The organism is Afipia sp. MLSD5-FHT05B12, assembly GCF_058793355.1.
The window spans coordinates 143,048-169,191 of sequence record NZ_JBXAFS010000009.1 but is presented as its reverse complement, the minus strand read 5'-3'; the positions used below and the strand labels follow the sequence as shown (position 1 = coordinate 169,191).

At 63.0% G+C, this 26,144-nt stretch carries 23 protein-coding genes and 1 pseudogene; 8 read left to right on the top strand and 16 right to left on the bottom strand.

The features are described from left to right. The 3 genes from AC1Q6J_RS14155 to AC1Q6J_RS14145 all read right to left on the bottom strand — a co-directional run. Positions 1–786, bottom strand: a 786-nt coding sequence (locus AC1Q6J_RS14155; protein WP_492279911.1) for an RNA polymerase sigma factor region1.1 domain-containing protein, incomplete at its 3' end; no start/stop codon positions are given. Positions 787–1,037: 251 nt separating this feature from the next. Beyond that, positions 1,038–3,062 carry a DNA primase gene (dnaG, locus tag AC1Q6J_RS14150; RefSeq protein ID WP_492279910.1) on the bottom strand — a complete coding sequence of 675 codons (2,025 nt, stop codon included), beginning with the start codon at positions 3,060–3,062 and terminating at the stop codon, positions 1,038–1,040. 105 nt (positions 3,063–3,167) lie between these two features. Further along, a complete protein-coding gene (locus AC1Q6J_RS14145) occupies positions 3,168–4,094 on the bottom strand; it encodes a LysR family transcriptional regulator (protein ID WP_492279909.1) in 927 nt (308 codons plus the stop codon). Positions 4,095–4,133: 39 nt separating this feature from the next. Here AC1Q6J_RS14145 and AC1Q6J_RS14140 point away from each other — a divergent pair, with 39 nt between their 5' ends. Beyond that, positions 4,134–4,751 (top strand): cysteine hydrolase family protein, encoded by a 618-nt coding sequence (locus AC1Q6J_RS14140; RefSeq protein ID WP_492279908.1) that lies wholly within the window; start codon positions 4,134–4,136, stop codon positions 4,749–4,751. A 2-nt stretch (positions 4,752–4,753) separates the two neighbouring features. Here the strand turns inward: AC1Q6J_RS14140 and AC1Q6J_RS14135 are convergent, their stop codons facing one another. From AC1Q6J_RS14135 to AC1Q6J_RS14125, 3 genes are all read right to left on the bottom strand, one after another. Next, the gene (locus AC1Q6J_RS14135) at positions 4,754–5,152 is read right to left on the bottom strand and encodes a gamma-glutamylcyclotransferase family protein (protein WP_492279907.1); all 399 of its coding nucleotides are present in this window, start codon (positions 5,150–5,152) and stop codon (positions 4,754–4,756) included. A 164-nt stretch (positions 5,153–5,316) separates the two neighbouring features. Further along, complete coding sequence (locus AC1Q6J_RS14130; protein ID WP_492279906.1) at positions 5,317–6,132, bottom strand: transglutaminase-like domain-containing protein; 816 nt, start codon at positions 6,130–6,132, stop codon at positions 5,317–5,319. Then, positions 6,126–7,025 carry a transglutaminase family protein gene (locus tag AC1Q6J_RS14125; RefSeq protein ID WP_492279915.1) on the bottom strand — a complete coding sequence of 300 codons (900 nt, stop codon included), beginning with the start codon at positions 7,023–7,025 and terminating at the stop codon, positions 6,126–6,128. The genes AC1Q6J_RS14130 and AC1Q6J_RS14125 overlap by 7 nt, the downstream gene beginning before the upstream one ends. Positions 7,026–7,135: 110 nt before the next feature. Here AC1Q6J_RS14125 and AC1Q6J_RS14120 point away from each other — a divergent pair, with 110 nt between their 5' ends. Then, a complete protein-coding gene (locus AC1Q6J_RS14120; protein WP_492279905.1) occupies positions 7,136–7,948 on the top strand; it encodes an N-formylglutamate amidohydrolase in 813 nt (270 codons plus the stop codon). Between the two features lie 179 nt (positions 7,949–8,127). Here AC1Q6J_RS14120 and AC1Q6J_RS14115 read toward each other — a convergent pair whose 3' ends face one another. The 6 genes from AC1Q6J_RS14115 to AC1Q6J_RS14090 form a co-directional block, all read right to left on the bottom strand. After that, entirely contained in the window at positions 8,128–9,102 is a 975-nt protein-coding gene (locus tag AC1Q6J_RS14115) for a DUF3592 domain-containing protein (protein ID WP_492279904.1), read from the bottom strand. Between the two features lie 2 nt (positions 9,103–9,104). Then, positions 9,105–9,719 (bottom strand): LysE family translocator, encoded by a 615-nt coding sequence (locus AC1Q6J_RS14110; RefSeq protein WP_492279903.1) that lies wholly within the window; start codon positions 9,717–9,719, stop codon positions 9,105–9,107. 228 nt (positions 9,720–9,947) lie between these two features. Further along, complete coding sequence (locus AC1Q6J_RS14105; RefSeq protein WP_492279902.1) at positions 9,948–11,558, bottom strand: acyl-CoA synthetase; 1,611 nt, start codon at positions 11,556–11,558, stop codon at positions 9,948–9,950. A gap of 207 nt (positions 11,559–11,765) precedes the next feature. Then, positions 11,766–12,221: a GatB/YqeY domain-containing protein gene (locus tag AC1Q6J_RS14100; RefSeq protein WP_492279901.1), complete on the bottom strand. Its 456-nt coding sequence runs from the start codon at positions 12,219–12,221 to the stop codon at positions 11,766–11,768. 72 nt (positions 12,222–12,293) lie between these two features. Further along, entirely contained in the window at positions 12,294–12,995 is a 702-nt protein-coding gene (locus AC1Q6J_RS14095; RefSeq protein WP_492279900.1) for an alpha/beta fold hydrolase, read from the bottom strand. A gap of 145 nt (positions 12,996–13,140) precedes the next feature. After that, positions 13,141–14,733, bottom strand: a complete 1,593-nt coding sequence (locus AC1Q6J_RS14090; RefSeq protein WP_492279899.1) for an AMP-binding protein — start codon at positions 14,731–14,733, stop codon at positions 13,141–13,143. A 167-nt stretch (positions 14,734–14,900) separates the two neighbouring features. Here AC1Q6J_RS14090 and carA point away from each other — a divergent pair, with 167 nt between their 5' ends. Further along, the gene (gene carA, locus AC1Q6J_RS14085; RefSeq protein WP_492279898.1) at positions 14,901–16,091 is read left to right on the top strand and encodes a glutamine-hydrolyzing carbamoyl-phosphate synthase small subunit; all 1,191 of its coding nucleotides are present in this window, start codon (positions 14,901–14,903) and stop codon (positions 16,089–16,091) included. 62 nt (positions 16,092–16,153) lie between these two features. Here carA and AC1Q6J_RS14080 read toward each other — a convergent pair whose 3' ends face one another. Further along, positions 16,154–17,701: a cation:proton antiporter gene (locus AC1Q6J_RS14080; RefSeq protein ID WP_492279897.1), complete on the bottom strand. Its 1,548-nt coding sequence runs from the start codon at positions 17,699–17,701 to the stop codon at positions 16,154–16,156. A gap of 276 nt (positions 17,702–17,977) precedes the next feature. Beyond that, positions 17,978–18,368 (bottom strand): annotated as a pseudogene (locus AC1Q6J_RS14075) (Dps family protein). Positions 18,369–18,538: 170 nt separating this feature from the next. Between AC1Q6J_RS14075 and AC1Q6J_RS14070 the strand changes: the two are divergent. The 5 genes from AC1Q6J_RS14070 to AC1Q6J_RS14050 all read left to right on the top strand — a co-directional run bounded on the left by AC1Q6J_RS14070 (position 18,539) and on the right by AC1Q6J_RS14050 (position 24,549). Beyond that, complete coding sequence (locus tag AC1Q6J_RS14070) at positions 18,539–19,234, top strand: class I SAM-dependent methyltransferase (protein WP_492279896.1); 696 nt, start codon at positions 18,539–18,541, stop codon at positions 19,232–19,234. A 187-nt stretch (positions 19,235–19,421) separates the two neighbouring features. Beyond that, positions 19,422–22,886: a carbamoyl-phosphate synthase large subunit gene (gene carB, locus AC1Q6J_RS14065; RefSeq protein ID WP_492279895.1), complete on the top strand. Its 3,465-nt coding sequence runs from the start codon at positions 19,422–19,424 to the stop codon at positions 22,884–22,886. Positions 22,887–23,072: 186 nt separating this feature from the next. Next, positions 23,073–23,549, top strand: coding sequence for a transcription elongation factor GreA (greA, locus tag AC1Q6J_RS14060; protein ID WP_492279914.1), 477 nt, complete (start codon positions 23,073–23,075; stop codon positions 23,547–23,549). Between the two features lie 139 nt (positions 23,550–23,688). Next, positions 23,689–23,970, top strand: coding sequence for a hypothetical protein (locus AC1Q6J_RS14055; RefSeq protein WP_492279894.1), 282 nt, complete (start codon positions 23,689–23,691; stop codon positions 23,968–23,970). 168 nt (positions 23,971–24,138) lie between these two features. Continuing rightward, positions 24,139–24,549 (top strand): DoxX family protein, encoded by a 411-nt coding sequence (locus AC1Q6J_RS14050; protein ID WP_492279893.1) that lies wholly within the window; start codon positions 24,139–24,141, stop codon positions 24,547–24,549. A gap of 30 nt (positions 24,550–24,579) precedes the next feature. Here AC1Q6J_RS14050 and AC1Q6J_RS14045 read toward each other — a convergent pair whose 3' ends face one another. Together AC1Q6J_RS14045 and AC1Q6J_RS14040 are read right to left on the bottom strand one after the other, a co-directional pair. After that, positions 24,580–25,338 (bottom strand): sulfite exporter TauE/SafE family protein, encoded by a 759-nt coding sequence (locus tag AC1Q6J_RS14045; RefSeq protein ID WP_492279892.1) that lies wholly within the window; start codon positions 25,336–25,338, stop codon positions 24,580–24,582. 249 nt (positions 25,339–25,587) lie between these two features. Continuing rightward, positions 25,588–26,070: an Lrp/AsnC family transcriptional regulator gene (locus AC1Q6J_RS14040; protein ID WP_024574330.1), complete on the bottom strand. Its 483-nt coding sequence runs from the start codon at positions 26,068–26,070 to the stop codon at positions 25,588–25,590. Between the last annotated feature and the right edge of the window lie 74 nt (positions 26,071–26,144).

Below are 26,144 nucleotides of genomic sequence, written 5' to 3'. Positions count from 1 at the left end.
GCGGAACGGCGTCGGCGACGGCGGCGCGGCCGGCGCGGCGGCGGCCTGCGCAGGCATCACCTGCACCGTGCCGTCGGCATTGATGATCGCGTTGGTCGGCTGACCGTCGGGACCGACTGGCCCTGCGATCATTGCCGGGTTCATGTTGTTCTTGGCGTCGGGACCGGCGTAGGTCGCCTCGAGATCGATGATGTCGCGAAGGAAGATCTTTCCTTCGTTGAGCTCGTCGCGCCAGATGATGATGGCCTGGAAGGTCAGCGGGCTTTCGCAGAGGCCCGCGATCATCGCCTCGCGGCCGGCCTCGATGCGCTTGGCGATGGCGATTTCGCCCTCACGCGACAAGAGCTCGACGGTGCCCATTTCGCGCAGGTACATGCGCACGGGATCGTCGGTGCGCTCGCCGGGCTCGGACTTCTTGGTTTCGGTGACGGCCTTGGAGGTGACCTCGACGAGTTCGTTATCGGTCTCGTCGTCGGCCTCTTCCTGCTTCTCCTCGTCCTCGTCGTTCGCGTCGTCGGACTCGGAGACATTGATGCCCATGTCGGAAAGCATCGCCATGATGTCTTCGATCTGTTCGGGCGAGGTGGTGTCTGAGGGCAGCACTTCATTGAGCTGATCGAAGGTCACGAAGCCGCGCTTCTTGGCCTGCTTGATCATCTTCTTGACGGCGGCGTCGGAAAGATCGAGCAACGGCGACGGAGCGTCTGCGGAATCTTTCTCGGGCGTCTCGGCGGCCTTCTGATCCTTGGTCTCTTTGATCGCTGCCGTCTTTGCCTTGATGGCCATTCACTGCTCCTGAAACGCGCTCACGACGGGCCGATGGCCCGCGCTGAATCTGACTACCGCACGATTACCGCACGATGCGGAAAGGGCGGCGCTTTTGAGGGCACCACCCGGGCCGAAGATGTAGGTATGGCCGAAGGCCGTTAAGCTACGATTAACCCTGTTTTTGCGGGTAAAAACCCGGTTTGGCGAGTCTTTTTAAGGCCTTGGCGCAGACATAAAACCCCCGGCGGGGCCCTGCCGCATCATTTTCATCACACGCTGCGCTGGAACCGGCCCGAAGATTCGCCGAAACCCTCAATCAGCGCATCAAGGCCGTCCACGTCAGCAAGCCGGGCTTTCACATCGCGCAGCCAAGCCTCATTGGACTCGCTGCTGTCCTGCCCCAGTGCCTGCTCGGCATCCTTGAGTTCTCTAAGTAAGGAGTGGGATTGGCGATGCAAGACAACAAGTTGATGCCAGGTCGAAAGAACGTCCTCCGCCGCGGCGCCTGCCTGCGCGCCCCACACGCTCTTGGTCGTCAACGCCCGCTCAACCCGTTGAATTTGCTCATCATATCCGTTCGCGCTGAGCCAGACCTGGATTCGGGTCCGCTCGGTCTCCAGATCGTTGGCCGGCCCATAATTCGCAAAAGCCGTCACGATCCCGGCGCGCAGCTTGTGGGCCTCGGGATGGGCCAGCTCCAGGGCGGTGATTTCCTCCAGATGATCGTGCAGCAGCCAGGGGTGATTGAGCAGCGATTGCAGGATCAGGGCCTCGCGGCGGGAGATGGAACTGCGCTGGCCGCGCATGATCGAGGAACCCGCGAGCTGTGGGCTCGCGACCTGATAGGGCGACCGGTTGATGGTGCGCGGACCTGTGGATAGTCCGCCCCTAGCGTCGCTCCGCCCGGCCCCGCCGGGCGTAAACGGCGGGCGCTGCTGAAAACGCCGCCCTGATTCGCCGCCGAAGCCGCCCTGGTTCGGACCCCGAAAACCGCCGCCGCGAGTACCGCCCTGATAATTTCCCTGCGGCGCGAATGCGTTGCGCAGCCGTTCGGAGAAATCCTGCTTGTAATAGCGCCGCACCACCTCATCGCGGATGCCATTGGTGAGGTCGTTGATGCGCGCTTCCAGTGCCGCGCGGCGCTCGGGCGTGGCGAAGCTGCCGCCCTCGATCTCGCGCGACCACACGATGTCCGCCAGCGGCTTCGCCTGCGCGATCACTTCCTCGATCGCGCCGCGCCCGCCGGAGCGCGCGAGATCGTCGGGGTCCTGTCCCTCGGGCAGCAGCGCAACACGCAGGCTCTTTCCCGGCTTCAAATGTGGAAGCGCGAGATCCGCCGCGCGGAATGCCGCGCGCTGACCGGCGCCGTCGCCGTCGAAACACAGGATCGGCTCGTCGGCCATCTTCCACAGCAGCGCGAGTTGGTTCTCTGTCAGCGCGGTGCCGAGCGGGGCGACGCATCCCGTGAAGCCAACGCTAACCATCGCGATCACGTCGACATAACCTTCGACCGCAATCAGCGGCGCGCCGTCATGCGCGGCCTGACGCGCGGTGGCGAGGTTGTAGAGATTGTCGCCCTTGTGAAACAGCGGCGTTTCCGGCGAGTTCAGATACTTCGCGGGCACATCCTTTTCGAGCGCGCGGCCGCCGAAGGCGATAACACGGCCCCGCACATCGGTGATCGGAAACATCACGCGATCGCGGAAACGATCATACGGCACCGGGATGTCGTCGCCCGCGATCAGCAATCCTGCCTCGACCATGTCCGCGACCGGAATGCCGAGCGAGCCGAGATGTTCTTTCAAGGCGAAGCGTTCGCCCGGCGCGTAACCGAGACGAAACTGCAATTGCGTCGCGGGCGCGATGGCGCGGTCGCCGAGATAGCCGCGGGCTTTCGCGCCGTTCCGCGAAGCCAGCGTGTCGGCGAAGAATTTCGCGGCGAGGTCCATCACATCGTAAAGCGTCTTGCGGCGCTGCTCGTGGCGCGCGGCATCGGGCGTCACCGCCGGCAGTTGCATGCCCGCCATCGACGCGAGGCGCTCGACCGCTTCGGGGAACCCGACGCCTTCGGTCTCCATTACGAAGGAGATGATGTCGCCGTGCTTGTTACTGGAGAAGTCGTGGTAAAATCCCTTCTGGTCGTTGACCGTGAAGGACGGCGTCTTCTCCTGGTGGAACGGCGACAGCCCTTTCCACTCCTTGCCCGCCCGCTTCAACTTCACGCGCTTGCCCACGACTTCCGAAACCGGAAGCCGGGCGCGCAGTTCGTCGAGAAATTGGGGTGTGAAGCGCATGGAATCGGGAAGCCTTTTCAACCGACCATCAATATAGGATCTCCACCCCGATCCCTCCATGCTGGGGCTCGCGGGCGGAGTTGTCCCCGATGATCACAGCGGGATTCAGCCGGTCAGCGCACGCCGGTCCCGCCGGAACATGGCCGCCAGATAGTCGGCCACCGCCCGCACCCGCGGCAGGCGGGCCCCATCCTTGCGCAGCAGCATCCATATCTCACGATCCGGCGGATTTTTCGCCAGTTTCACCGGAACAAGGCGAGGGTCATTACCTCCGACATGCAGCGGCAGTTGCGCGATCCCGAGACCAGCGCGGGCCGCAGCCGCCTGTGTGGCCTGGCTGTTGGTCCGAACGATGAAACGGGCTTGCGGGAACTCCCGGTTCAGCCATGCCGCGTCGGCGATGAAATTACTTTCGTCGTCGAATCCGATCATCGCAGGCGACGGATTTTTGCCGAGGGTCTTCGCGTAACCGCGCGAGGCATAGAACGAGAAGGCGACACTCGACAGCCGCCGCGCCACCAGGTCGCTGTCCTTCGGCCGCCCAAAACGCACCGCGATATCGGCCTCCCGGCGCGACAGGCTGATCACCCGCGACTCCACGACGATCTCAAGATCGATTCGGGGATGTTGTTTATGAAAATCACTGAGCCGATCGGCCACGAAGCGCTCAGCCATCGAACCCGCCATGGTCAGACGGACGAGCCCCGACAATCCCGCATCGACCACAGCCATATCGGCGCTCGCCTGTGCCGCGTCTTCCATGGTGCGCGCAAGCTGCTCAACACGGCGGCCGCGCGCGGTCGGCGCATAGCCGTCCGCCTTGCGATCGAACAAAGGCGCCTGCAATGTGGCTTCAAGGCTCGCGACACGCCGCGCTACGGTGGCGTGGCTGACCTTCAGCGTGCGCGCCGCAGCGGACAGGCTGCCGTGACGCGCCAGCGCGAGGAAATAACGAAGGTCTTCCCAGTCGGGGTCTGATCGTTTTTGAACAGGCATGGGGAAAATATAGACAATTTCGGACAGATCATCCATGGCCTATTGTCACCGCACATCGTTTCACAGGAACTCACCATGACCGCGCAATCGCTTCTGCAACTCGTCAAGGCGCCGCTTCATCCAAGCCCGCTCGACAAATCCGCCCTCGTCATCATCGACGCCCAGCTCGAATACGTGACCGGCAAGCTGCCGCTTTACGGCGTCGACAGCGCCGTTGTGGAGGCCGCGAAATTGCTCAAGCTGGCGCGCGAACGCGGCGTGCCCGTCTTCCATGTCGTGCATCACGGCCCCGCAGGCGCCCCGCTGTTCGACGAGACCACGGCGCAGGGCGCGATCGTCCCGCTGCTCACGCCGGCCGCGGGTGAAGTCGTGGTGCGCAAGACCCTGCCGAATTCGTTCGCGGGCACCGATCTCGATGCGCTGGTGAAGAGCACCGGCCGCAGCGAGTTGATCCTCGCGGGCTTCATGACCCATATGTGCGTCAGCGCCACCGCCCGTGCCGCGCTCGACCTCAAATACCGCACCACGGTTGTCGCCAATGCCACCGCGACGCGCGACCTGCCCGATCCGCTCGGCGGCACGATTCCCGCGAGCGTCGTGCATCGCGTGGCGCTGACGGAACTGGCCGATCGTTTTGCGATTGTCGTGAAGGACACCGCGGCGCTGACGGCGGCGGCAAGGGCGGCGGCGTAAACCTACGACTCCACCTCGTCGAACCGGCCGGACTTGATCTGCTCCCGGTTCTCGAGTGACCAGTTGTAGACATACATCCACGCCTCGACCGCGGTGCCGTCGGACAGCGTCATCTTCTGAAGCTTGCGCAGGTATTGAGTCGGCTCGGCATCATCCGGGCCGCAGCCCTCGTAGCTGTCGAGCGCCGTCAGAATCTCCGGATCGCGCAATTCGAAGACATCTCCGAACACCCACTCATCCGGCAAGCTGGACGGAACGACACCGGGATAGTGCGTGATGCGATAAAGCCGGCCATTGTAACGCGCCTCGCCGAGGAAACGGGCCTTCGCCGCCAGTTTAACCGCCCATGGATGCCGCGAGCCACGCCTCAGGGTGCCGTAGACGAACAGACGCTCTGTCATTGCAACTGGTGTCCCGTATCCGACATTCGCTTCACTTTGCAGCGCCTCCCGAACGACCGTCGGATACGAAAAGACACCGGCAAATTATGATTCGAGTAATCCTTTGATTCTGACATTCGTAAAGGGGCCGGCTGAGAAATGATACGAATGTCAAAACCGGATCACTAGTTGGCCTTGGATTCTTCGTCACTCACGATGACGAACCTGTTCAGCACCATCTGCCCGAAGGTCGTCGAGATTGCAACGTCCGCCGCGTCGCGGCCGGTCCCTATCAGGATGCGGCCGATCCGCGGCTTGTTGTGCCGCGCGTCGAACGTGTACCACTTGCCGGAAAGATAGACCTCGTACCAGCCGGACAGATCCATCGGCGCCGGATCGGGCGGAATACCGATGTCGCCCATGTAGCCGGTGGCATAACGCGCCGGGATATTCATGCAGCGGCACAGCGTCAGCGCCAGATGCGCGAAATCGCGGCAGACACCCTGCCGTTCCTCAAAGACATCGAAGGCGGATTTGGTCGGCCGTGCCTGCTGGTAGTCAAACCGCACATGGTTGTGGACCCATGCATTGATCGCCTGCACGCGCCCCCATCCGGGCGGCGTATTGCCGAACTGCGACCAGGCGAAGTCGGTCAGGCGATCCGTCTCGCAATAGCGGCTCGCCATCAGATAAAGCAGCACGTCGTCCGGCAGTCGCTCGACCGGCATCTGCTGCGCCTCGGGAACGACCGGATCGGGCATGCCGGTGTCGCGCACCAGCGCATCCGCGCGAAACGCAATGCCGCCCGGAGGCGCTGTGAGCCGCCCGCAAATGTTGCCGAAGATGTCGCGATAATAGCGGATAGGCACATTCGGCTCGGTGACGATCGTTTCCTCGCCGACGATATCCCGGGCGCGCGAGGGATGAATCCGCATCATGACAACCATCGGCGTCTCGGCCACGGCGCCATAGGAAATTTCGAATCCCACCCGGATCAGCATGCCGCTTGCTCCAGGTTCTCTCCAACCGAGAGGACGTGAATGGTGACGTCCATGCCGAGATGGGCGTCGGCAGGTCCCAGGTAGGTGCCGTGCAACGGGATCGCCTGTTGCGGATCGCGCGCCACCGCCACGCGAATGAGATCGCGACTGCCCACAATGCCATTGGTCGGATCGAACTCGACCCAGCCCGCCCCCGGCAGATAGGCCCGCACCCAGGCATGGGTCGAACCGCCGCCAACATAGCCATGGGCCTCGTCGCCCGGAATGAAGATGTAACCGCTGACGAAGCGTGCGGCGATGCCGAGGCGGCGCAGCGCCTCGATCATGAACAACGCGAAATCCCGACAGGTGCCTGAACCAATATCCAGGGTATCGAGCGGATGCTGGGTGCCGTGCTCGTGGCGCTTGCGGTAGCCGAACGACTGGCGCACGCCATGGGTCATGCCGGTCAGCAGATCGAGCGTCCTGGTCCGGCTTTCGTCGCTGAGAAACTGCCTGGCCCAGGCCGCCAGCGCGCCGTCGGGATCGCTGTATTGCGGGGTCATCGATGGCGTCAGATCCGTCAGTTCATCGTGATCGTAGAAGAACGGGTAGTAATAGGCCTGGTCATCGGGGGTCAGGACGATGTTCTCGAGCGGATAGTGCTCGACGGTAACGGTCGAGTCGAACACCAGCCGGTCCGACTCGGTGTCGAAATCAGCGATAGCGACGCTGTTGCCGAAGACATCGTGGATGCGGCGCAGCGCGGACGGTCGCGGCAAGATGTCGAGCCGCTCCGACAGCACATGGATGTCGTGGCCGTCGCGCGGACGCAGCATGATCCGGTGCTCGCCGAACGCCACCGGGCGGTCGTAGCGATATTCGGTCTTGTGATGAATTGTCAGCAAGGCCATCGCGTCGTTCACGGCGATTGAATTCATGTGCGAATCGTACATGCTGTTCCTGCTGCATTTCCGGCTCATTGTTGGGCTTGGATGCCGCTGTGATAGGCGCAAAAAGCAACATGGCCCTGCCCGCTCCAGCCGATACTCTACGACTCCTTGGCGACGACGAAGTTCCGCCGGTCCTTGAGGAAAATGCGAGCAGCCAGTCGCCGTTCTTTTTCACCTGCGATCATTACGGCCGGCTGATCCCCCGCTCGCTCGGAGACCTCGGCGTCCATGCCGGCGAACTGGAGCGCCACATCGCCTGGGATATCGGCATTGCCGAGGTCGCGACATGGCTTGCGAAGGAGATGGACGTGCATCTGATCGCGCAGCGCTATTCGCGCCTTGTGATCGACTGCAACCGGCCGTTCGACAGCCCGGGCTCGATCCCGCTGATCAGCGAGGCGACGGAAATTCCCGGCAATGGCGGGCTCACCCGCGAGCAGGTGGCGGAGCGTCAGCGCGCGGTGTTTCTGCCCTATCATACGCGCATCGCGCAGGCTCTCGATGCGCGCAAGGCCAGCGGCCTGCCGACCATTCTGGTATCGCTGCATTCGTTCACGCCGGTCTATGCCGGCATCGCGCGGCCCTGGCACATCGGCACACTGTACAACCGTGACGACCGGCTGCCGCATCTGTTGCGCGACAAGCTGCGCCTTGAGGGCGATCTCGTGGTCGGCGACAACGAGCCTTATGCCGTGAGCGACGCGACCGACTACACCATCCCGGTTCACGCCGAAAAGCGCAGGCTGATGAATACCGGCATCGAGATCAGGCAGGACCTGATCGGCGACCAGTCAGGCCAGCATCAATGGGCCGAGCGGCTCGCGCGCGTCCTGCGCGAGATCGAGGAAGGACTGCACGCCAGGAAGCTGATGCCTGCCGAGTGATATATGAGCACTCGTTTTCCGTCATGGCCGGGCATAGCCCGTCGAAGACGGGCGTGAACGCCCTTTTGCCCGGCCATCCACGTCTTTGCTGAGAGTTGTTTAAGTAAGTCGTGGATGCCCGGCACAAGGCCGGGCACGACGAAGGTTGGATCAAATCCGCCGAATAACGGCTATCCTCATCACCTCGTCGCCACGTAATACGCCAGCGCCCAGATCGCGATCGCGGCCAGCCAGAGAATCCATGCGCCAGTGACGCGCGGTTCCAGTACAGCTTCCGACGGATTTTGCGGATTGACGTAGACATCGACGATCTGGCCGTCGCGATACTTTTTGACGAAACGCTGCACGCCCCAGTCGGATGTGGAGGACACCTGCCCGTTCATGCTGGCGACGAGCCCGGTATATTCGGCATTCTCGTAGCGATAGGTGTAGGAAATTTTCGCCCTGAACATGATCGGCCCGCGCGAGCGCCCCTCGTCGGCCTTGCCTCGGAATTGCTCCAGGCCCGATGTCCTGATCCTGCCCTGCACCACCGGCCATTTTTTCGCGAGCGACGCCTGACGATGGAGCCCCAGCGCGAACAGCGCGATCGCGGCGCCGAATGCCCCCAGCGCCACGGTCATGCCCGACATTCCGGGATTGGCGAGTCTGGTCGAGACGAAATCGGTCAGCTTGTGAAAGCCGATCGCGGAGCCGAACACCAGCGCGACCGCGATCACCACCATCCAGCCGATGCAGCCCCACATGCCCTTCGGCATGTCCCGCTCAAGCACGGCTTCGCCGCGCTTGTTCGGATTGTAATAGACGGTCACCGCCTTGCCGGCGGGATAGCGCGCGAGCGTTTCCGCTACCTCGAAGTTTCCGCGGTCCTCGCCGATGGTGACGCGGTTGTTGCGATAGGTCTGCCCCGCGACCATATACTCGTAGGTGACGCCGGCGAAGTTGCGCTCTTCGTAATAGTGTCCCGCCTCGCGGTCACTGTCGATCACCTTCACATCGCGGACTTCGGGCTTCGAGATCACCACCTTGCCCGGCACGCTCGGCCAGTCGCTCGCGGCGCGGACTTCCAGATATTTGTAGATCGCCGCGAAGACGATGAGACCGACCGGCGCCAGCAGCATCGCGTAAACGAACCACGGAATATCCGGCAGCATCGTCACCTCGCGCGTGTCAGGGCGAGCCAGATGCCGCCGCCGATCATGAAACCGCCGGAGATGCGCGACACCAGCCGCACCCGCCGCGCCGAGAGCAGCTTGCCCGCGCGGCCCGCCAGCAAGGCGTAGGTGCCGTCGGACAGGGCCGCGATCACCGTGAAGGTGACGCCGAGCAGCGCCACCTGCGGCAGATGATCCTGCTGCATATCGACGAACTGCGGAATGAACGCGCCGAAGAACACCAGCACCTTCGGATTGCTGAGCAAGACCAGAAATCCCTGTAGGAAGAATCCGCCGCGCGGCGGCGGCGGCGAAGCCATCGCCGACAACGCGCCGGTCGAGCGGAACAGCTTGATACCGAGCCAGACGAGATAGGCCGCGCCGGCGAACCGCACCCACTCGAACCAGTAGCCCATGGTCGCCATCAGCGACGTCAGGCCGACGGCGATGATTGCGATCACGATCGCAAGTCCGGCCTGCGCGCCAGCGATGTTGGTCAACGCGGCGCGCGTGCCGTGACGCAGGCCATTGGCGATGACCAGCGTGACGATGGGACCTGGCAGGATCGCGAGCGCGACACAGGCAGCGACATAAGCGAGATAGACCTGAAGCGACATGATGTTCCCCGATGCACGAGCGGCATCAAAGGATCAGACGCCGCGTAAATGCAAGCGGTTCAATCCTGCGGGAATGATTTTGGTGGGAGATCGACGCCGGCGCGTTGGATTCAACGTCGCCCCCCTTTCGGTCGTCATGCGCGGGCTTGACCCGCGCATCCATCCTGCTTCGAAAAGGGTGGATTGCCGGGTCAAGTCCGGCAATGACGAATGCGCCTGATGGACCTGCTACCCCAGCGTCCGCAGCTCGCGCCGCAACACCTTGCCGGTGGCCGTCATCGGCAATGTGTCCGCGAACTGGATGTGGCGCGGATATTCGTGGGCGGCGAGCTGCACCTTGACGAAATCCTGAATCTCTTTCGCAAGCGCATCACCCGGCTCAAATCCCGGACGCAGCACGATCCACGCCTTGATCGCTTCGGTTCGGATCGGATCGGGAATGCCGACGACGGCGGACATCGCCACCGCGGGATGCTTCATCAATGTGTGTTCGATCTCCGACGGTCCGATGCGATAGCCCGCGCTGGTGATGACGTCATCTTCGCGGCTGACGTACCAGAAATAACCATCGTCATCCTGCACGCCGAGATCGCCGGTCAGCAGAAAGCCTCCTGCATATTTTTTTGCGGTCGCATCCGGGTTCTTCCAGTACTCGAGCATCATCACAGGATTCGGCGCGCGCACGCCGACAATGCCGCGCTCACCGCGCGGCTGTTCCTCACCGCGCTCATTGACAATGCGCACGTCGAAGCCCGGCGTCGGCTTGCCCATAGATCCCGGTTTGATTGGAAAAAGATTCGCGTTGTTACCGACCACGAGATTGCATTCGGTCTGCCCGTAGATCTCGTGGGCGTTGACGCCGAAGGTGGCGTGCATCCAGTCGAGCAACTCGGCGCCGAGCGACTCGCCGCCGGTGAAGATGCTGCGCAGCTTTACGCCGTCGTGCTTCACGCCCGCCTGCCGCATCAGCTTCAGCGCGGTCGGCGGCAGGAAGACGTTGCGCACGCCGTGATCCGCCATCAGTTGCATCGCCGCCTGCGGCTCAAACTTCTTGGCGCGATGACCGAGCATCGCCACGCCGTGATACCAGGCCGGAAACAGCGCATCGAACAGCCCGCCGATCCACGCCCAGTCCGCAGGCGTCCACATCAGGTCGCCGGGCTTCGGAAAGAAGTCGTGCGCCATCTCGACATTCGGCAGATGGCCGAGCAGCACGCGATGGGCATGCAGCGCGCCCTTGGGATTCCCCGTCGTGCCCGAGGTGTAGATGATGATCGCAGGATCGTCCGGGCCGGTCTCAACAGTCGCAAAATCCTCCGAAGCATCTTCGATCGACTGCCAGAACGATTTCGCACCCGCATGGATCGCGCCGCTGGTCACATAGATGTCCTGCAAATGCGGCAGGCGATCGCGGATCTTCGACAGCTTGTCCCAGCCGCCCTCGTCGGTGATGACCGCCCTCGCCCCGCTGTTGGACAGGCGATATTCCAGCGCATCCTCGCCGAACAGCGTGAACAGCGGCACGGAGATGAGACCGGAGCGGAATGCGGCGAGATGCGCGATCGGCAACTCCACCGACTGCGACAGGAACACCGCGACGCGGTCGCCGCGCTTGAGGCCGTCGGCCTTCAGCACATTGGCGAAGCTCTTCGACAGCGCGCTGATCTCGTCGAACGACAGCTTCTGCGTGCCGCCGTCCTCGTCGACATAGATCAGCGCGAGCCTGCCGAAGCCATCCGCGTGCCGGTCGCACGCGGCGGTGGCGATATTGAACTTCGCCGGAATGTCCCAGCGGAAGTTCTTGTAGAGATCGTCGTAGTTATCGGCTTGAGGGAGCATGATGGGCCTTCGCGCTTGTTGTCAGCCTTCACCAGATAATCGATGTCATCGCTGCGAAAGACCCCCACCCCGGCGCTTCGCGCCGACCCTCCCCACAAGGGGGAGGGAGAAGAAAGAACGAGCCGCCGCCGCATCTCTTATCCCTCCCCTTGATGGGGAGGGTGGCTGGCCGAAGGCCAGTCGGGTGGGGTGATCTATTTCGGACGATCACCCCGCCAGCGCGGCCTTCACCAGACCGCTGGCCTTGCCGAAATCCATCTGGCCGGCGTATTTCGCCTTCAGCGCGGCGATCACCTTGCCCATGTCCTTCATGCTGGCGGCGCCGGTCTCGGCGACGGTGGCGGCGATAGCGGCCTTCACTTCGTCATCCGACATCTGCTTCGGCAGATAGGCCGAGATCACCGCGATCTCCTCGCGCTCCTGCGCGGCGAGTTCCGGGCGGCCGCCCTTGTCGTAAAGCTCGACCGATTCCTGACGCTGCTTGATCATCTTCTGCAGCACGCCGAGAATATCCTCGTCGGACAGCGGCGGCTTGCCCTGCCCGCGCGCCTCGATATCCGAATTCTTCAGCGTCGAGTTGATCATGCGCAGCGTCGAGAGCTTGCGCTCGTCCTTCGCCTTCATGGCGTCCTTGACGGCGTTGTTGATGTCATCACGCAGCATCGGTCTCTCCCTCGCGGCAAATCGGATTGCCGTTCATTTAGGGTGTTTTGCCAGCCCGCACAACCAACGGCGTCACATCTCCAGCCAGTCGAGCAGCGCGTCCGTCATCGCCTGCGGCTTCTCGAGCTGCGGAAGGTGACCGCAATCCTGGATGGTGACCAGCTTCGCGCCCGCGATGCCGCCTGCGATCTCTGTCGAAAACTCGTTCGGAACCATGTTGTCGGTGTCGCAGGTCAGGACCAGCGTCGGGCACTTGATGGCCGCGAGCGTCGGGCGGGAATCCGCCCGTGTCATGATGGCTTCCAGTTGCCAGACAAAGGCATCAGGACCGACATCGTCGGCCATGTCGAGCACGATACGGTGCAGCCGCTCGTCGCGCGCCAGCGCGGGATGCACGAAGTTCGCGAACAGCCGGTCCATCACGGTGCGGTAACTGCCCTGCTTCACCTCATTGATCCAGCCGCGCCGCCGTTCGGAGGCTTCCGGCGTTTCCGGCCGCGCCGATGTGTTCAGGAAGGCCAGCCGCGCAATGCGCTCCGGCGCCTGCCGGAACATTTCGAAGATGATGTAGCCGCCCATCGAATGGCCCGCGAGCGCGAAGCGCAATGGCGCCTCGGCAAGAATGCGCCGCGCGATCGCCGCCATATCACCGCCGCGCGCATGATTGGCGAGAAACACCGGACCTTGCCGCCACAGCGCGGGGATCTGCGGATCGTAAATGCGCGGCGAGCACGCAAGGCCGGGAACGAGCACGACGGGAAGCGAATTGGGCATGTGGGCTCCGGTGAACGATCTAACTCCTCATCCTTCGAGGCTCGCAAGAGCTCGCACCTCAGGATGACGCCTCAGCCTGTTGCCGTCACCCTGAGGTGCCGTAGCGAAGCGAAGGCCTCGAAGGGCGACGGGACATTCATCTCTATCATGCCACGCCGCGCTTGCGGCCTTCCCAGTAAGGCGCGCGCAGCGCCTTGCGGTCGATCTTGCCGAGCCCGGTCACGGGAATGACCTCGACGAAATCGATGGTCTTCGGCGACCACGGCGCGCCACGCTTGTCCTTGACGTGGGCCTGCAACTCGGCGGCGCCGCTGTTGGCGCCGGCTTTCAGCACCACAAAGCCCTTCACGGCCTCGCCCCACTTGTCGTCGGGAATGCCGATCACGGCAGCGGAGGCCACCGACGGATGCGACATCAGCGCATCCTCGACCTCGCGCGGATAGATATTGAAGCCGCCGGAGATGATCATGTCCTTGGTGCGATCGACGATATAGAAGTAACCCTCCTCATCCTTCACCGCGACGTCGCCAGTGTGCAGCCAGCCGCCCTTGAGGGTTTCGGCATTCGCCTCGGGACGTTTCCAGTAACCGTCCATCACCAGCGGCCCGCGCACGCAGATCTCGCCGGGCTCATTGATGCCGACCTCGCGCATGTCCGCGTCGAACAGCTTGACGTCGACGAACGGGCTGGCGCGACCGCAGGATCCGAGCCGCTGCGGTTTGGTCTCGTCGTGGTCGATCTTGCGCATCGAGGTGATGCATTGCGGCGCTTCGGTCTGGCCGTAAAGCTGCACGAACACCTTACCGAAAATTGTCATGCCCTCCAGCAGGCGGTCGGGCGACATCGGCGCGGCTCCATAGACAATCATCTCCAGCGACGACAGGTCATGGCGCCTGCGCAGATCCGCGTTGTCGATCAGCGCATAGATCAGCGTCGGCACCAGGAAGGTCGAGTTGATCTTCTCCGCCGCGACGACACTTGCATAAACCTCGGGCTCGAACCCCTGCACAAGGCGCATCAGGCCGCCGCGCATCATCACCGGAAACAACGTGACGCCGGCGGCATGGCTGATCGGGGTCGCGGCGAGAAAGCGGATCTGTTCGGGCCAGTCCCAGTCCGAATAGAGCAGCAGCGTCATGGTCACCAGCGCGCGATGCGGCAGCATCACGCCCTTGGAACGGCCAGTGGTGCCGCCGGTGTAGGCCAGGAACGCGATCTCGTGGGACGAGCTTTCATCGACCAGCGGCGCGGCCTTGACCGTGGCGAGGTCCGGCATGATGTCGCGCACACCATCCATCGGGCCGATCGAGTAGAGATTCTTCAGCGACCGCACCCGGCTCTTGATGGCAAGGCCGCGCGGGCCGAACTTCGCGCCCTCGACGATCAGGAGATCGATTTCGGCGTCCTCGATGATGAAGGCGTGATCGTCCTCCGCAGCCATCGGGTGCAGCGGCGTATAGCGCACACCCATCACCAGCGCGGCGCAGATCGCGGCCCAGGATTCGGCGCGGTTGCTCGCCAATATGGAGAGCGCGCTGCCCTTCTTGAGCCCGAGCGAGCGAAACAGGCTGATGAACCGGCCGATGGTGTCGCCGAGCTCGCGGTAGTTCCACCGCACTTTGCCGTCGGCGATGGCGGGCTGGTCGGCATACCGGCCCACCGCATTGACGATCAGGTTACCGATCGTTCCTCCCGAATGAAGGTGATGCAAATCCGGCGCAGCGCCCGTTGAATTCATGGATAAGTCTCCGTCCCTCTCGCGGCTCTAGTTTCGGTTCTGGCCGCGGCGGCAGATTAGGGTTCTCTTGACACCTGTCAATTTTTCCAAAGAACCCCAAAAAACCTCATGGAATACACGCGCTCCGCCTTTGACGCGCCGCGGCACAGGGGTTATGTGATGGGCTTATGACCACATCCGATAATTCCCAAGCCTGGCCGGACCTGAAACCGACCGCGCTCCTCGTGCTCGCCGATGGCACCGTGCTGGAAGGCTTCGGCCTCGGCGCGGAAGGCCAGGCGGTTGGTGAAGTCTGCTTCAACACGGCAATGACCGGCTACGAGGAAATCCTCACCGATCCATCCTATGCCGGGCAGCTCATCACCTTCACATTTCCCCATATCGGGAATGTCGGCACCAACGACGAAGACATCGAGACGGTGAACATGGCAGCGACGCCGGGCGCGCGCGGCGTGATCCTGCGCGCGGGCATCACCGATCCGTCGAACTACCGCGCCACCCGCCATCTCGACGCCTGGCTGAAGGCGCGCGGCATTATCGGCCTGTCGGGCATCGATACCCGCGCACTCACCGCGCTGATACGCAGCAAGGGCATGCCCAACGCCGTGATCGCCCACAACAAGGACGGCAAGTTCGATCTGCACGGCCTCAGGGAAGAAGCGCGCGAGTGGCCCGGCCTCGAGGGCATGGACCTCGTGCCAATGGTGACCAGCACCCAGCGCTTCGACTGGGATGAAACGCCGTGGGAATGGAACAAGAGTTTCGGCAAACAGGACAAGCCCGAGCTCAACGTCGTCGCCATCGACTACGGCATCAAGCGCAACATCCTGCGCCTGCTGGCGGGCGAAGGCTGCAAGGTTACGGTCGTCACCGCGAAGACCTCCGCCGAGGACATTCTGGCGATGAAACCGGACGGCGTGTTTTTGTCGAACGGCCCCGGCGATCCGGCGGCGACCGGCGAATACGCCGTTCCTGTCATCAGGAAGGTGATCGCCTCCGGCACACCCACGTTCGGGATCTGCCTCGGCCACCAGATGCTCGGCCTCGCCCTCGGCGGCAAGACCATGAAGATGCATCAGGGCCATCACGGTGCCAATCATCCGGTGAAGGACCTCACCACCGGCAAGGTCGAGATCACCTCGATGAATCACGGCTTCGCAGTGGACAAGACCACGCTGCCGAGCAATGTCACCCAGACGCACATCTCGCTGTTCGACGACTCCAACTGCGGCATCGCGCTGGAAGACAAGCCGGTGTTCTCGGTGCAGTACCATCCGGAAGCGTCACCCGGCCCGCGCGACTCGCACTATCTGTTCAAGCGGTTCGCGGACCTGATGCGCGAGAAGAAGCGGGCCTGATCCAGGCCACTTGTGCCGGGACGACTGCGGGAATATTTCGCTCAAATGAGGGCCGCTTAAACTCACGACTTCGCGGCGCTCAACTCGGCCCAGTCGAATTCCTCCTCCAGCCGGTGAAACGCGTCGTCGCCGATTTCGCCTGACTGACGCATCTCGAACAGCACGCGGCGCGCCGCACCGATCGCCTGCCGACGCAGCGGGTCAGCCGGCAGTTCGCTCGACGTCAAGCCGTCGGGATTGCTCTCGGCCCGCGACAGCATCTGCTGATATTCCAGCCGCAGCATTTCCGCTTCCGGAGATTTGTCGCCGTCGATGGCCTCGAGCGCGGCATGAAACGCGGCACGGCGCGCCCAGCCGACCTCATGCGCAACCGGATCGCCGTCGTCCAGCGCGAGCCACGCAATCAGCGGGCGCAGCGTCAGTCCCTGAATCACCAGCGTCCCGAGCACCACGCCGAACGCCGTCAGCAAAATCAGATCGCGATAGGGAAACCCTTCCGGCAGCGCGAAGGCCGCCGCCAGCGTGACGATGCCGCGCATCCCGCACCACGACACCAGAAGACCGCCTTTGGCCGTCGGCGGGCTGATCGTGACGCGGCGCGGCTTGAGTCCGAAGCGGAACAGCAGCAGCCGCCAGACCGTGTTGTTGGTCATCACCCAGGCGATGCGCGTCACGATCACGGTTGCAAGCACGGCGCCGGCCGCGACCGAGTACTGCCACCGCACCGTATCGTCGAGCCCGGCCCAGATCGGCCGCAGTTGCGTGCCGATCAGCACGAAAGCCATCACGTTGAGCAGATAAACGATCGTCTCCCATACCGCGTAGGACGGCACGCGCATCCGCGCGGGCGTGTAAGCCGGGATGTTGCGGGCAAGCGTGACCGCATAGACGACGATGGTGAGAATGCCGGACAGACCCAGCTTTTCGGCGGCGATCCACACCGTGAAGGTGCCGGCGAACTGCATGATGATCGATGTCGGTACGTCCCTGATGCGCGAGGTGACCAGCATCGAAAGCCGCGCGAGCACGTATCCCGCCACCAGACTACCGAAGATCGCACCCGCCAGCACCGGCGCGACATGGCTCACGCTGAGCGATGTCGCCAGCGCGGCGCTCACCGCGACACGATAGATCAGCAGGGCGCTGGCATCGTTGAGCAGGCTTTCGCCCTCGAGAATTTTGAGAACGCGATGGGGCAGCTTGACGGTGCGCAGGATCGCGGTCGCCGCGGCCGCATCCGGCGGCGCAACGATGGCGCCCAGCGCGATCGCGGCGGACCACGGCATGGCCGGGATCAGCCAGTGCGCGACGAAGGCGACTGACGCCGTCGTCAGGCCGACTGCCACCAGCACCAGCGTCGCCACCGGCACCCAGTTGTCGCGCAGATCGCGCATCGAGGTGTCGAAGGCAGCATCGAGCAGCACGGGTGCGACGAACAGCGCCAGCGCCAATTCAGGGTCGAGCGTCCAGGCCGGCGCATCAGGAAGAAAGGCAATGCCGACGCCGCCGAGCGCAAGGAACGTCGGATAGGGAACGCCGAGGCGGCGCGCGAGCGCCGACAGCAGCATCGCCCCCAACATCAATCCGATGGTCCATTCGAATGCGTGCAAGTTTCCTGGCCCCCAAAATTATCAAAGTTTACGCGATGATGGATGCAGGAGCAAAATGGGTGATTTCTGGTCGTCCCCGCGAAGGCGGGGACCCATAACCACCGGCTCGTCTTCTGAAAACAGAGAACTGACACACCCCTGCATAAATTTCGCAGACAGGGAGTATGGTCCCCGCCTTCGCGGGGACGACGAGACTTGTGTATCGCGCTACTAAAAACGCCCGCTGCTGGGCGGGCGTCTTCTTGGGATACGATGGATGGGAACGATGGAAACATATCAGGCCTCGTTGCCGCCTTCCTGACGGCTGGCCTCGAGCAGGAACCAGGTCCGGCGCTCGGCGGCGTCGATGAAGTTCTCGAGAATGCTCGCTGTCGCCGAGTCGCCGTATTTGTCGGCAACCTCGTGCGCCTTGCGCATGGCGACGACCGTCTTCTTGTTGTCTTCCATCAGTTCGCGCAGCATCTCGCGCGGCGGCACGAATTTCTCGTCATTGTCCTTGATGCCGGTCAGCCTGGCGAGATGACCGACAGAGCGCAGCGTGGTGCCGCCAATCTTGCGGACGCGTTCGGAGCGGGTTGAGCGCCGCGGAAATCCTGTCGACGGCCTCCTGCGACAGATCGGTGGGCGTATCGAGATCGGGAGAAACACTGGACCCGGTTTTGCTCACGGCGGGGCCTTCCTGCTAGGAGATACAGATCGGGCGATGGACAGGGATCGCCAGACCTTCTAACGCATCCTGTACCCGCCCGTTCCCGCACGGGAACCTCTCATTTTGAAGGCATGATCTTCCCGAAAACCGGTTTCCGCTTTCGGGTCCATGCCAGTCCGGACAGACCGATGGACGACTGGATCGACTATTACGATTCAACGCACACGATTTATGTCAGCAAGCTGCATCGCGACGTGCATTTTCGCGTGATCGCCAATGACATTCTCGCATACGTGCCCTCACCCGACGCCATCGTACTCGACTATTCCTGCGGCGAGGCGTTGTTCGCGGCACAGGTCGCGGCGGCTTGCCAGAAGCTCATTCTTGCCGAACCGGCCCCCGGCGTGCGCGGGCGGCTGACCTCGCGCTTCGGCCCGAACCCGAGAATCGAAGTCCGCTCGCTCGACGGGCTTCAGCAGTTGCCGAATGGCTCGATTGATCTGGCGGTGATGATTTCGGTCGCGCAGTACATGACGCCGGCCGAACTCGACCGCGCCTTTAGCCTGATGCGGCGCATCCTGAAGCCGGGCGGCAAACTCGTGCTCGGCGACATCCTGCGGCCGGAAGTCGGGGCCGCCACCGACGTGATCGCGCTGCTTAAACTTGCCGCCAAAAACGGCTTCCTGACCGATGCGCTGTGGGGGCTCGCCCGCACCGCACTGTCGGATTACTGGCAATTGCGCCAGAGCATCGGACTTCAGCGCTACGGCGAGGCGGACATGGTTGCGAAGCTGAAAGCTGCGGGTTTTTCGCCTTCGCGGGCCAAAACCAATGTCGGCTACAATCCGGCCCGCATGACCTTTGTGGCGACAGCGCCGGGCTGAGACCCCAACCGGCAAAAAAGCCCGAAACTGCATAAAATTGCCGGTTGATCGCAGCCTTAAAGACCTTTCAACGCTCGGGAATCTGGTCTAAAGACACGGCGCGCGCATGGCTACCCCAAGCGCCGGGTTCAAAGGACGCGCGAACGCGCGCCCTTTTTTTGTGCCCAATTTCCTGCCGTGAGACTTAATGCCTAAACGTACAGACATCTCGACGATCCTCATCATCGGCGCCGGCCCCATCGTGATCGGTCAGGCCTGCGAATTCGACTATTCGGGCACCCAGGCCGTCAAGACGCTCCGCGAGGAGGGCTATCGCATCGTCCTGGTCAATTCCAATCCGGCCACCATCATGACGGACCCGGAACTGGCGGACGCAACCTACATCGAGCCGATCACCCCCGAGATCGTCGCCAAGATCATCGAGAAGGAACGTCACGTCATTCCCGGCGGCTTCGCGCTGCTGCCGACCATGGGCGGCCAGACTGCGCTGAACTGCGCGCTGTCGCTGCGCCGTCAGGGCACGCTGGAAAAATTCGACGTCGAGATGATCGGCGCCACCGCCGACGCCATCGACAAGGCGGAAGACCGCCAGTTGTTCCGCGAGGCGATGACCAAGATCGGCCTCGAGACGCCGAAGTCGCGGCTCGCCAACGCCTCGGACCTGAAGAAGCAGTATCGCGACCAGTATCTTGCCGAGAAGGAAAAGCTCTCCGGCGAGGCGCTCGCCGAGCACGAGCGCCAGTGGGTGCTGCATGAAGGCGACCGCCGCAAGCGCTATCAGGAGCATGCCCTCGGCCAGGCGCTGATGGCGCTCTCCGAGATCGGCCTGCCCGCGATCATCCGCCCGTCGTTCACCATGGGCGGCACCGGCGGCGGCATCGCCTACAACCGCGAGGAATTTCTCGACATCATCGAGCGCGGCCTCGACGCCTCGCCGACCAACGAAGTGCTGATCGAAGAGTCGGTGCTCGGCTGGAAAGAGTACGAGATGGAGGTTGTCCGCGACAGACACGACAACTGCATCATCGTCTGCTCGATCGAGAACCTCGATCCGATGGGCGTGCATACCGGCGATTCGATCACCGTCGCCCCTGCCCTGACGCTGACCGATAAAGAATATCAGATCATGCGCGACGCGTCGCTGGCGGTGCTGCGCGAGATCGGCGTCGAGACCGGCGGATCGAACGTGCAGTTCGGCGTCAATCCGGTGGACGGCCGCATGGTCGTCATTGAGATGAATCCGCGCGTGTCGCGTTCCTCGGCGCTGGCCTCGAAAGCCACCGGCTTCCCGATCGCCAAGGTCGCTGCGAAACTCGCAGTCGGCTACACGCTCGACGAAATCGCCAACGACATCACCGGCGGCGCGACCCCGGCATCGTTCGAGCCGACCATCGATTACGTGGTCACCAAGATTCCGCGCTTTGCATTCGAGAAATTCCCCGGCGCGTCCACCACACTGACCACCTCGATGAAGTCGGTCGGCGAAGTGATGGCGATCGGCCGCACGTTCCAGGAAAGCTTGCAGAAAGCGCTGCGCGGGCTGGAGACCGGCCTCACCGGTCTCGACGAAATCGAGATCGAAGGCCTCGGCCAGGGCGACGACAAGAATGCGGTGCGTGCCGCACTCGGCACGCCGACGCCCGACCGGCTGTTGCAGGTCGCGCAGGCGATGCGGCTCGGCTGGACCAACGAGGAGATCTTCACCTCGTGCAAGATCGACCCGTGGTTCCTCGCCGAGATGCGCGGCATCGTCGCGATGGAAGCCAAGGTCAAAAAGCACGGCCTGCCCGGCAACCCCCACGGCATGCGCACCCTGAAAGCCATGGGCTTCTCCGACGCGCGCCTCGCGGTGCTCGCAGGCAAGACCGAAGCCGAGGTGAAGTCGCTGCGGCGGACCATGAACGTGCGTCCGGTGTTCAAGCGCATCGACACTTGCGCCGCCGAGTTCGCCTCGCCCACCGCCTACATGTATTCGACCTATGAAGCGCCGTTCGCCGGCAAAGCCGCGGACGAGAGCGCACCATCGGACAAGAACAAGGTCATCATCCTTGGCGGCGGACCAAACAGAATTGGTCAAGGCATCGAGTTCGACTATTGCTGCTGTCATGCCTGCTTCGCGCTGCACGACGCCGGCTTTGAGTCCATCATGGTCAACTGCAACCCGGAAACCGTGTCGACCGACTACGACACCGCGGACCGGCTCTACTTCGAGCCGCTGACCGCCGAGGACGTGCTGGAGATCATCGACACCGAACGCAGCAACGGCAAGCTCCACGGCGTCATCGTGCAGTTTGGCGGTCAGACCCCGCTGAAGCTCGCGCACGCGCTGCAAGCCGCCGACGTGCCGATCCTCGGCACCTCGCCCGACGCCATCGATCTCGCCGAAGACCGCGACCGCTTCAAGCGCGTGCTCGACAAGCTGCGCCTGAAGCAACCCAAGAACGGCATCGCCTATTCGGTCGAGCAGGCGCGCCTTGTGGCCGCCGATCTGGGTTTGCCGCTGGTCGTGCGCCCGTCCTATGTACTCGGCGGCCGCGCCATGCAGATCATCCGCGAAGAGTTCCAGCTCGGCGATTACCTGCTCGGCACCCTGCCGGAGCTGGTGCCCGCCGACGTCAAGGCGCGCTATCCCAACGACAAGACCGGCCAGATCAACACGGTGCTCGGCAAGAACCCCTTGCTGTTCGACCGTTATCTGTCCGACGCGACCGAGGTCGACGTCGATTGCCTGTGCGACGGCAAGGATACGTTTGTCGTCGGTATCATGGAGCACATCGAAGAGGCCGGCATCCACTCCGGCGACTCGGCCTGCTCGCTGCCGCCGCACTCCCTCGATGCCGCGATGATCGCCGAACTCGAACGCCAGACCCGCGAGCTCGCGCTCGGTCTCGACGTCGTCGGCCTGATGAACGTGCAGTACGCCATCAAGGATGGCGAGATCTACGTGCTGGAGGTCAATCCGCGTGCGTCGCGAACCGTGCCGTTCGTCGCCAAGGTGGTCGGCATTCCGGTCGCCAAGATCGCCGCGCGCATCATGGCCGGCGAGAAGCTCGCGGACTTCAAGCTGAGGCCGCGCGAGCTCGACCATGTCGGCGTCAAGGAATCCGTGTTCCCGTTCGCGCGTTTCCCCGGCGTCGACACCGTGCTCGGGCCGGAAATGAAATCGACTGGCGAGATCATGGGCATCGATCGCTCGTTCGCCGTCGCCTTCGCCAAGAGCCAGCTGGGGGGCGGCACGCGCGTCCCGCGCAAGGGAACCGTGTTCGTGTCGGTGCGCGAAATCGACAAGGCCCGCATTCTCGATGCGGTGAAAATGCTGACCTCGCTCGGCTTCAAGGTGATCGCCACCTCGGGCACCCAGCGCTTCCTGGTGGAGAGCGGAGTACCAGCCGAAAAGATCAATAAAGTGCTGGAAGGCCGGCCACACATTGTGGACGCCATTACCAACGGCGAGGTGCAGCTCGTTTTCAATACCACCGAGGGGCCGCAGGCGCTGGCCGACAGCCGCTCATTGCGACGCGCTGCCCTCTTGCATAAAGTGCCATATTACACCACTCTTTCCGGTGCATTGGCGGCCGCACTGGGCATCCGGGCCTATCTGGGCGGGGACCTCGAGGTCCGTACCCTGCAAGGTTACTTTCCCGATCTCTGAATTGCCCGATCTCTGAATTGTTAGCCGGTTCGCTTGGCCGGCATAGTATAAGTGGAACTTGCGGCGGGAACCGCCCGCCGCAATCGGTTCTCATTCGTGGCCCGGCGGCGGTGTCGACGGGATCAAACAGGATATTTCGTGCCAGCGGCAGATGTTCGCCGCACGAAATTCAAGGACGACGACGAAATGGTTGAAAAGGTACCGATGACCCAGGGCGGCTACGCCGCGCTGGAAGTTGAACTGAAGCAGCGTCAGTCGGTGGATCGCCCGCGCATTGTCGAGCAGATCGCCGAAGCGCGTTCGCATGGCGACCTGTCGGAAAACGCCGAGTATCACGCCGCGAAGGAAGCACAGTCCCACAACGAGGGCCGCATTGCGGAGCTCGAGGACAAGCTTGCGCGCGCCGACATCATCGACGTCTCGAAACTGTCCGGCGACACCATCAAGTTCGGCGCGACCGTCACCCTGATCGACGAGGACACCGAGAAGAAGGCGGTCTGGCAGATCGTCGGCGAGCCCGAAGCGGACGCCAAGAAAGGCCGCATCTCGATCACATCGCCGCTCGCGCGCGCGCTGATCGGCAAGAAGAAGGGCACCTCCGTTGAGGTCGTCGCTCCCGGCGGCGCAAAGGCTTACGAGATCACCAAGGTGGACTGGAAGTAAACAGGGCTGCGCAGCAGCGCTGTTCAACAAAAATGGCCGGGATTTCCCGGCCATTTTTGTATCCTCGGCGTCGTCCCCGACGTGTTAGCTTGAAGAGAGATGGGTCCCCGCCTACGCGGGGACGACGATGGTTTAAGACATGCCGCGCTCCCGCCTGACGATGCTGATGCTCGCGGTCGTTCTAACTGCCACCGGCGCGCGTGGCGCCGAGATTGAAATTCCGCCGCCGGCCGAGCCGAAAGAACTGCCGGTTCACGTCAATCAGCCGAACTGCATGCGCTGGACCGACGAATGCGTGAACTGCACGCGCGGCATCGACGGCAAGGGACCGACCTGCTCGAACATCGGCTTTGCCCGTCAACCGAAAGCGATCCGCTGCACCAGCGCGGAAATACCGCAGAGTACACCGCAACTGAAATAGCGCCGGGCCGGTATCGCAGGGGAAACCAAGGCACACGCATAACACTGCGCGCCGGACACTACTTCCAGCCCACCCCACGAAATCGTCATCGAGTCCGGTGTGTTCCAATCTTCCGCTTGGCCGGGCGGAGCGATAACAAAGTGCATGGAATCAAACAGGGGAATTTCTATGGACTTCGGGTTTCTTGCATCATACCGGCCGCAGCTTCTCAGCGTGCTGCGCATCATCACTGGTCTGCTGCTGTTTCAATACGGCGTGGCCAAGATCTTCAAATTTCCGGCGCTGCCCTATTTCGCCAAGGTCGAACTGATGTCGCTATACGGCGCGGCCGGATCGATCGAACTGATCGTCGGCGCGTTGCTGATCGTCGGCTTGTTCAGTCGGCTGGCCGCCTTCATTCTTTCCGGTGAAATGGCGTTCGCCTACTTCATGGGCCACATGTTCCAGACCGGCGCGCCGGTCTGGCATCCGCTGAACAACCGCGGCACCGAAGCGATCCTGTTCTGCTTCGTCTGCCTCTATCTGGCGAGCGCTGGCGCAGGCCCGTGGAGCATCGACGCTTCGCGCGGCAAGGCCTGATCTCTCAAGCCATCAGGCCAAGATTTCCAATCATGTCCTGAGAAAAAACACGACAGTCAAAACCGCGCCGACGGCCACCACCGCGGCGCGGATCATTTTTTCCGGCACCCGGCGCGCAACGATGACGCCGTAGTATCCGCCGAACACCGACGCGCCGATGGTCACCAGTGCCTGCGGCCAATGCACGAGGCCGCCAGCGATCAGCAGCGCCGCCGACATGATCTGAATCAGGAACGCGACGAGAAGCTTTGTCGCATTGGCCTTGTGAAAATTTCCGCTCTCGAGGATTGCCAGTGCCGCGAGCATCATGATGCCCGTGCCGGCTCCGAAGAATCCGCCATAGACTGCCACCACCATCATGAGTACGTAGGCTGCGGTCCGCGCGCCCGCATGCTGTCCGCGCGACCATGGTCCGACGAACGCGCGAATCTGGCCGCTGAACGCAAACAACAGGGTGGCCAGCAACAGCAGCCACGGCACCAGCGGACGAAAGCCTTTGTCGCCGATCCAGATCAGCAAAAGCGCACCCGCGCCTCCACCGACCAATCCGATGATCGCGAATGGAATCATCTCGCGGAAATAGCTGCGGACTTCGGAGCGATAGGCCGCGACGCTCGACAGATTGCTGGGCGTCAAAGCCACGGCGCTGGTGGCGTTGGCATCGAGCGTCGGCAGCCCGCAGGCGACGAGGGCGGCGAATGTAATAAACGTGCCGCCACCGGCGACGGCATTGACAGTGCCGGCGGCGAAACCCGCCACCGCCAGCACAATGATCTGAAATAGAGTCACGTCAGCCCCATCACGCAATTGGGCGCGAGGAGGGCGCCCGGCAAGGGGCTTTTAGAGCAAGCCTCCACGAAGGGAAACGTCACAGGCAGCGTGCGTTCCATGCGCAAACGAGCGGATCACCGTCACCTTCGAGGCTCGCAAGGGCTCGCGCCTCAGGGGTGACGGAAAACAAACGCTGGGAAAGCAATCGGCTCATCCTGGGGTGCGGGCGGCATAGCCGCGAGCCTCGAAGGATGACATCGAACAGCTTCAGCCCTGCGGGACTTTCAGTTCGAGCGGGACGTCCGGCGCGTTCTTGGAGTTGTGCAGCACCAGCGAGGTTCGCACGTTGCGAACATGGGGCGCGGCGGTGAGGTGCGAGACAAAGTTCTGGAAGGTCGCCATGTCCGGCGCGACGCATTTGAGAATGAAATCGATCTCGCCCGACAGCATCCAGCATTCGCGCACCAGCGGCTCATGACGAACGAATTCCTCGAATGCGCGCAGGTCGGCGTCGGCCTGGCTCGACAAGTGTACCGAGGCGAACACCGTGACATCGAAGCCGAGCGAGGGCGGGTCCAGCAGTCCGCGGTAGCCGCGGATATAGCCCTCCTCCTCCAGGGTGCGGACCCGGCGCAGGCAGGGGGGCGGCGAAATGCCGACGCGTTTGGCCAGTTCGACATTGGTGATTCGGCCATCGGCCTGAATCTCATTGAGTATTTTCAGGTCGATTTCGTCGAGGCTCTTTGACACGCGTGCCTAATCCCTGGCGGTCGGCGATGGTCCGGATCGTTTCGGGACTGTTCTAACCATCAGTTGAGCTTCGC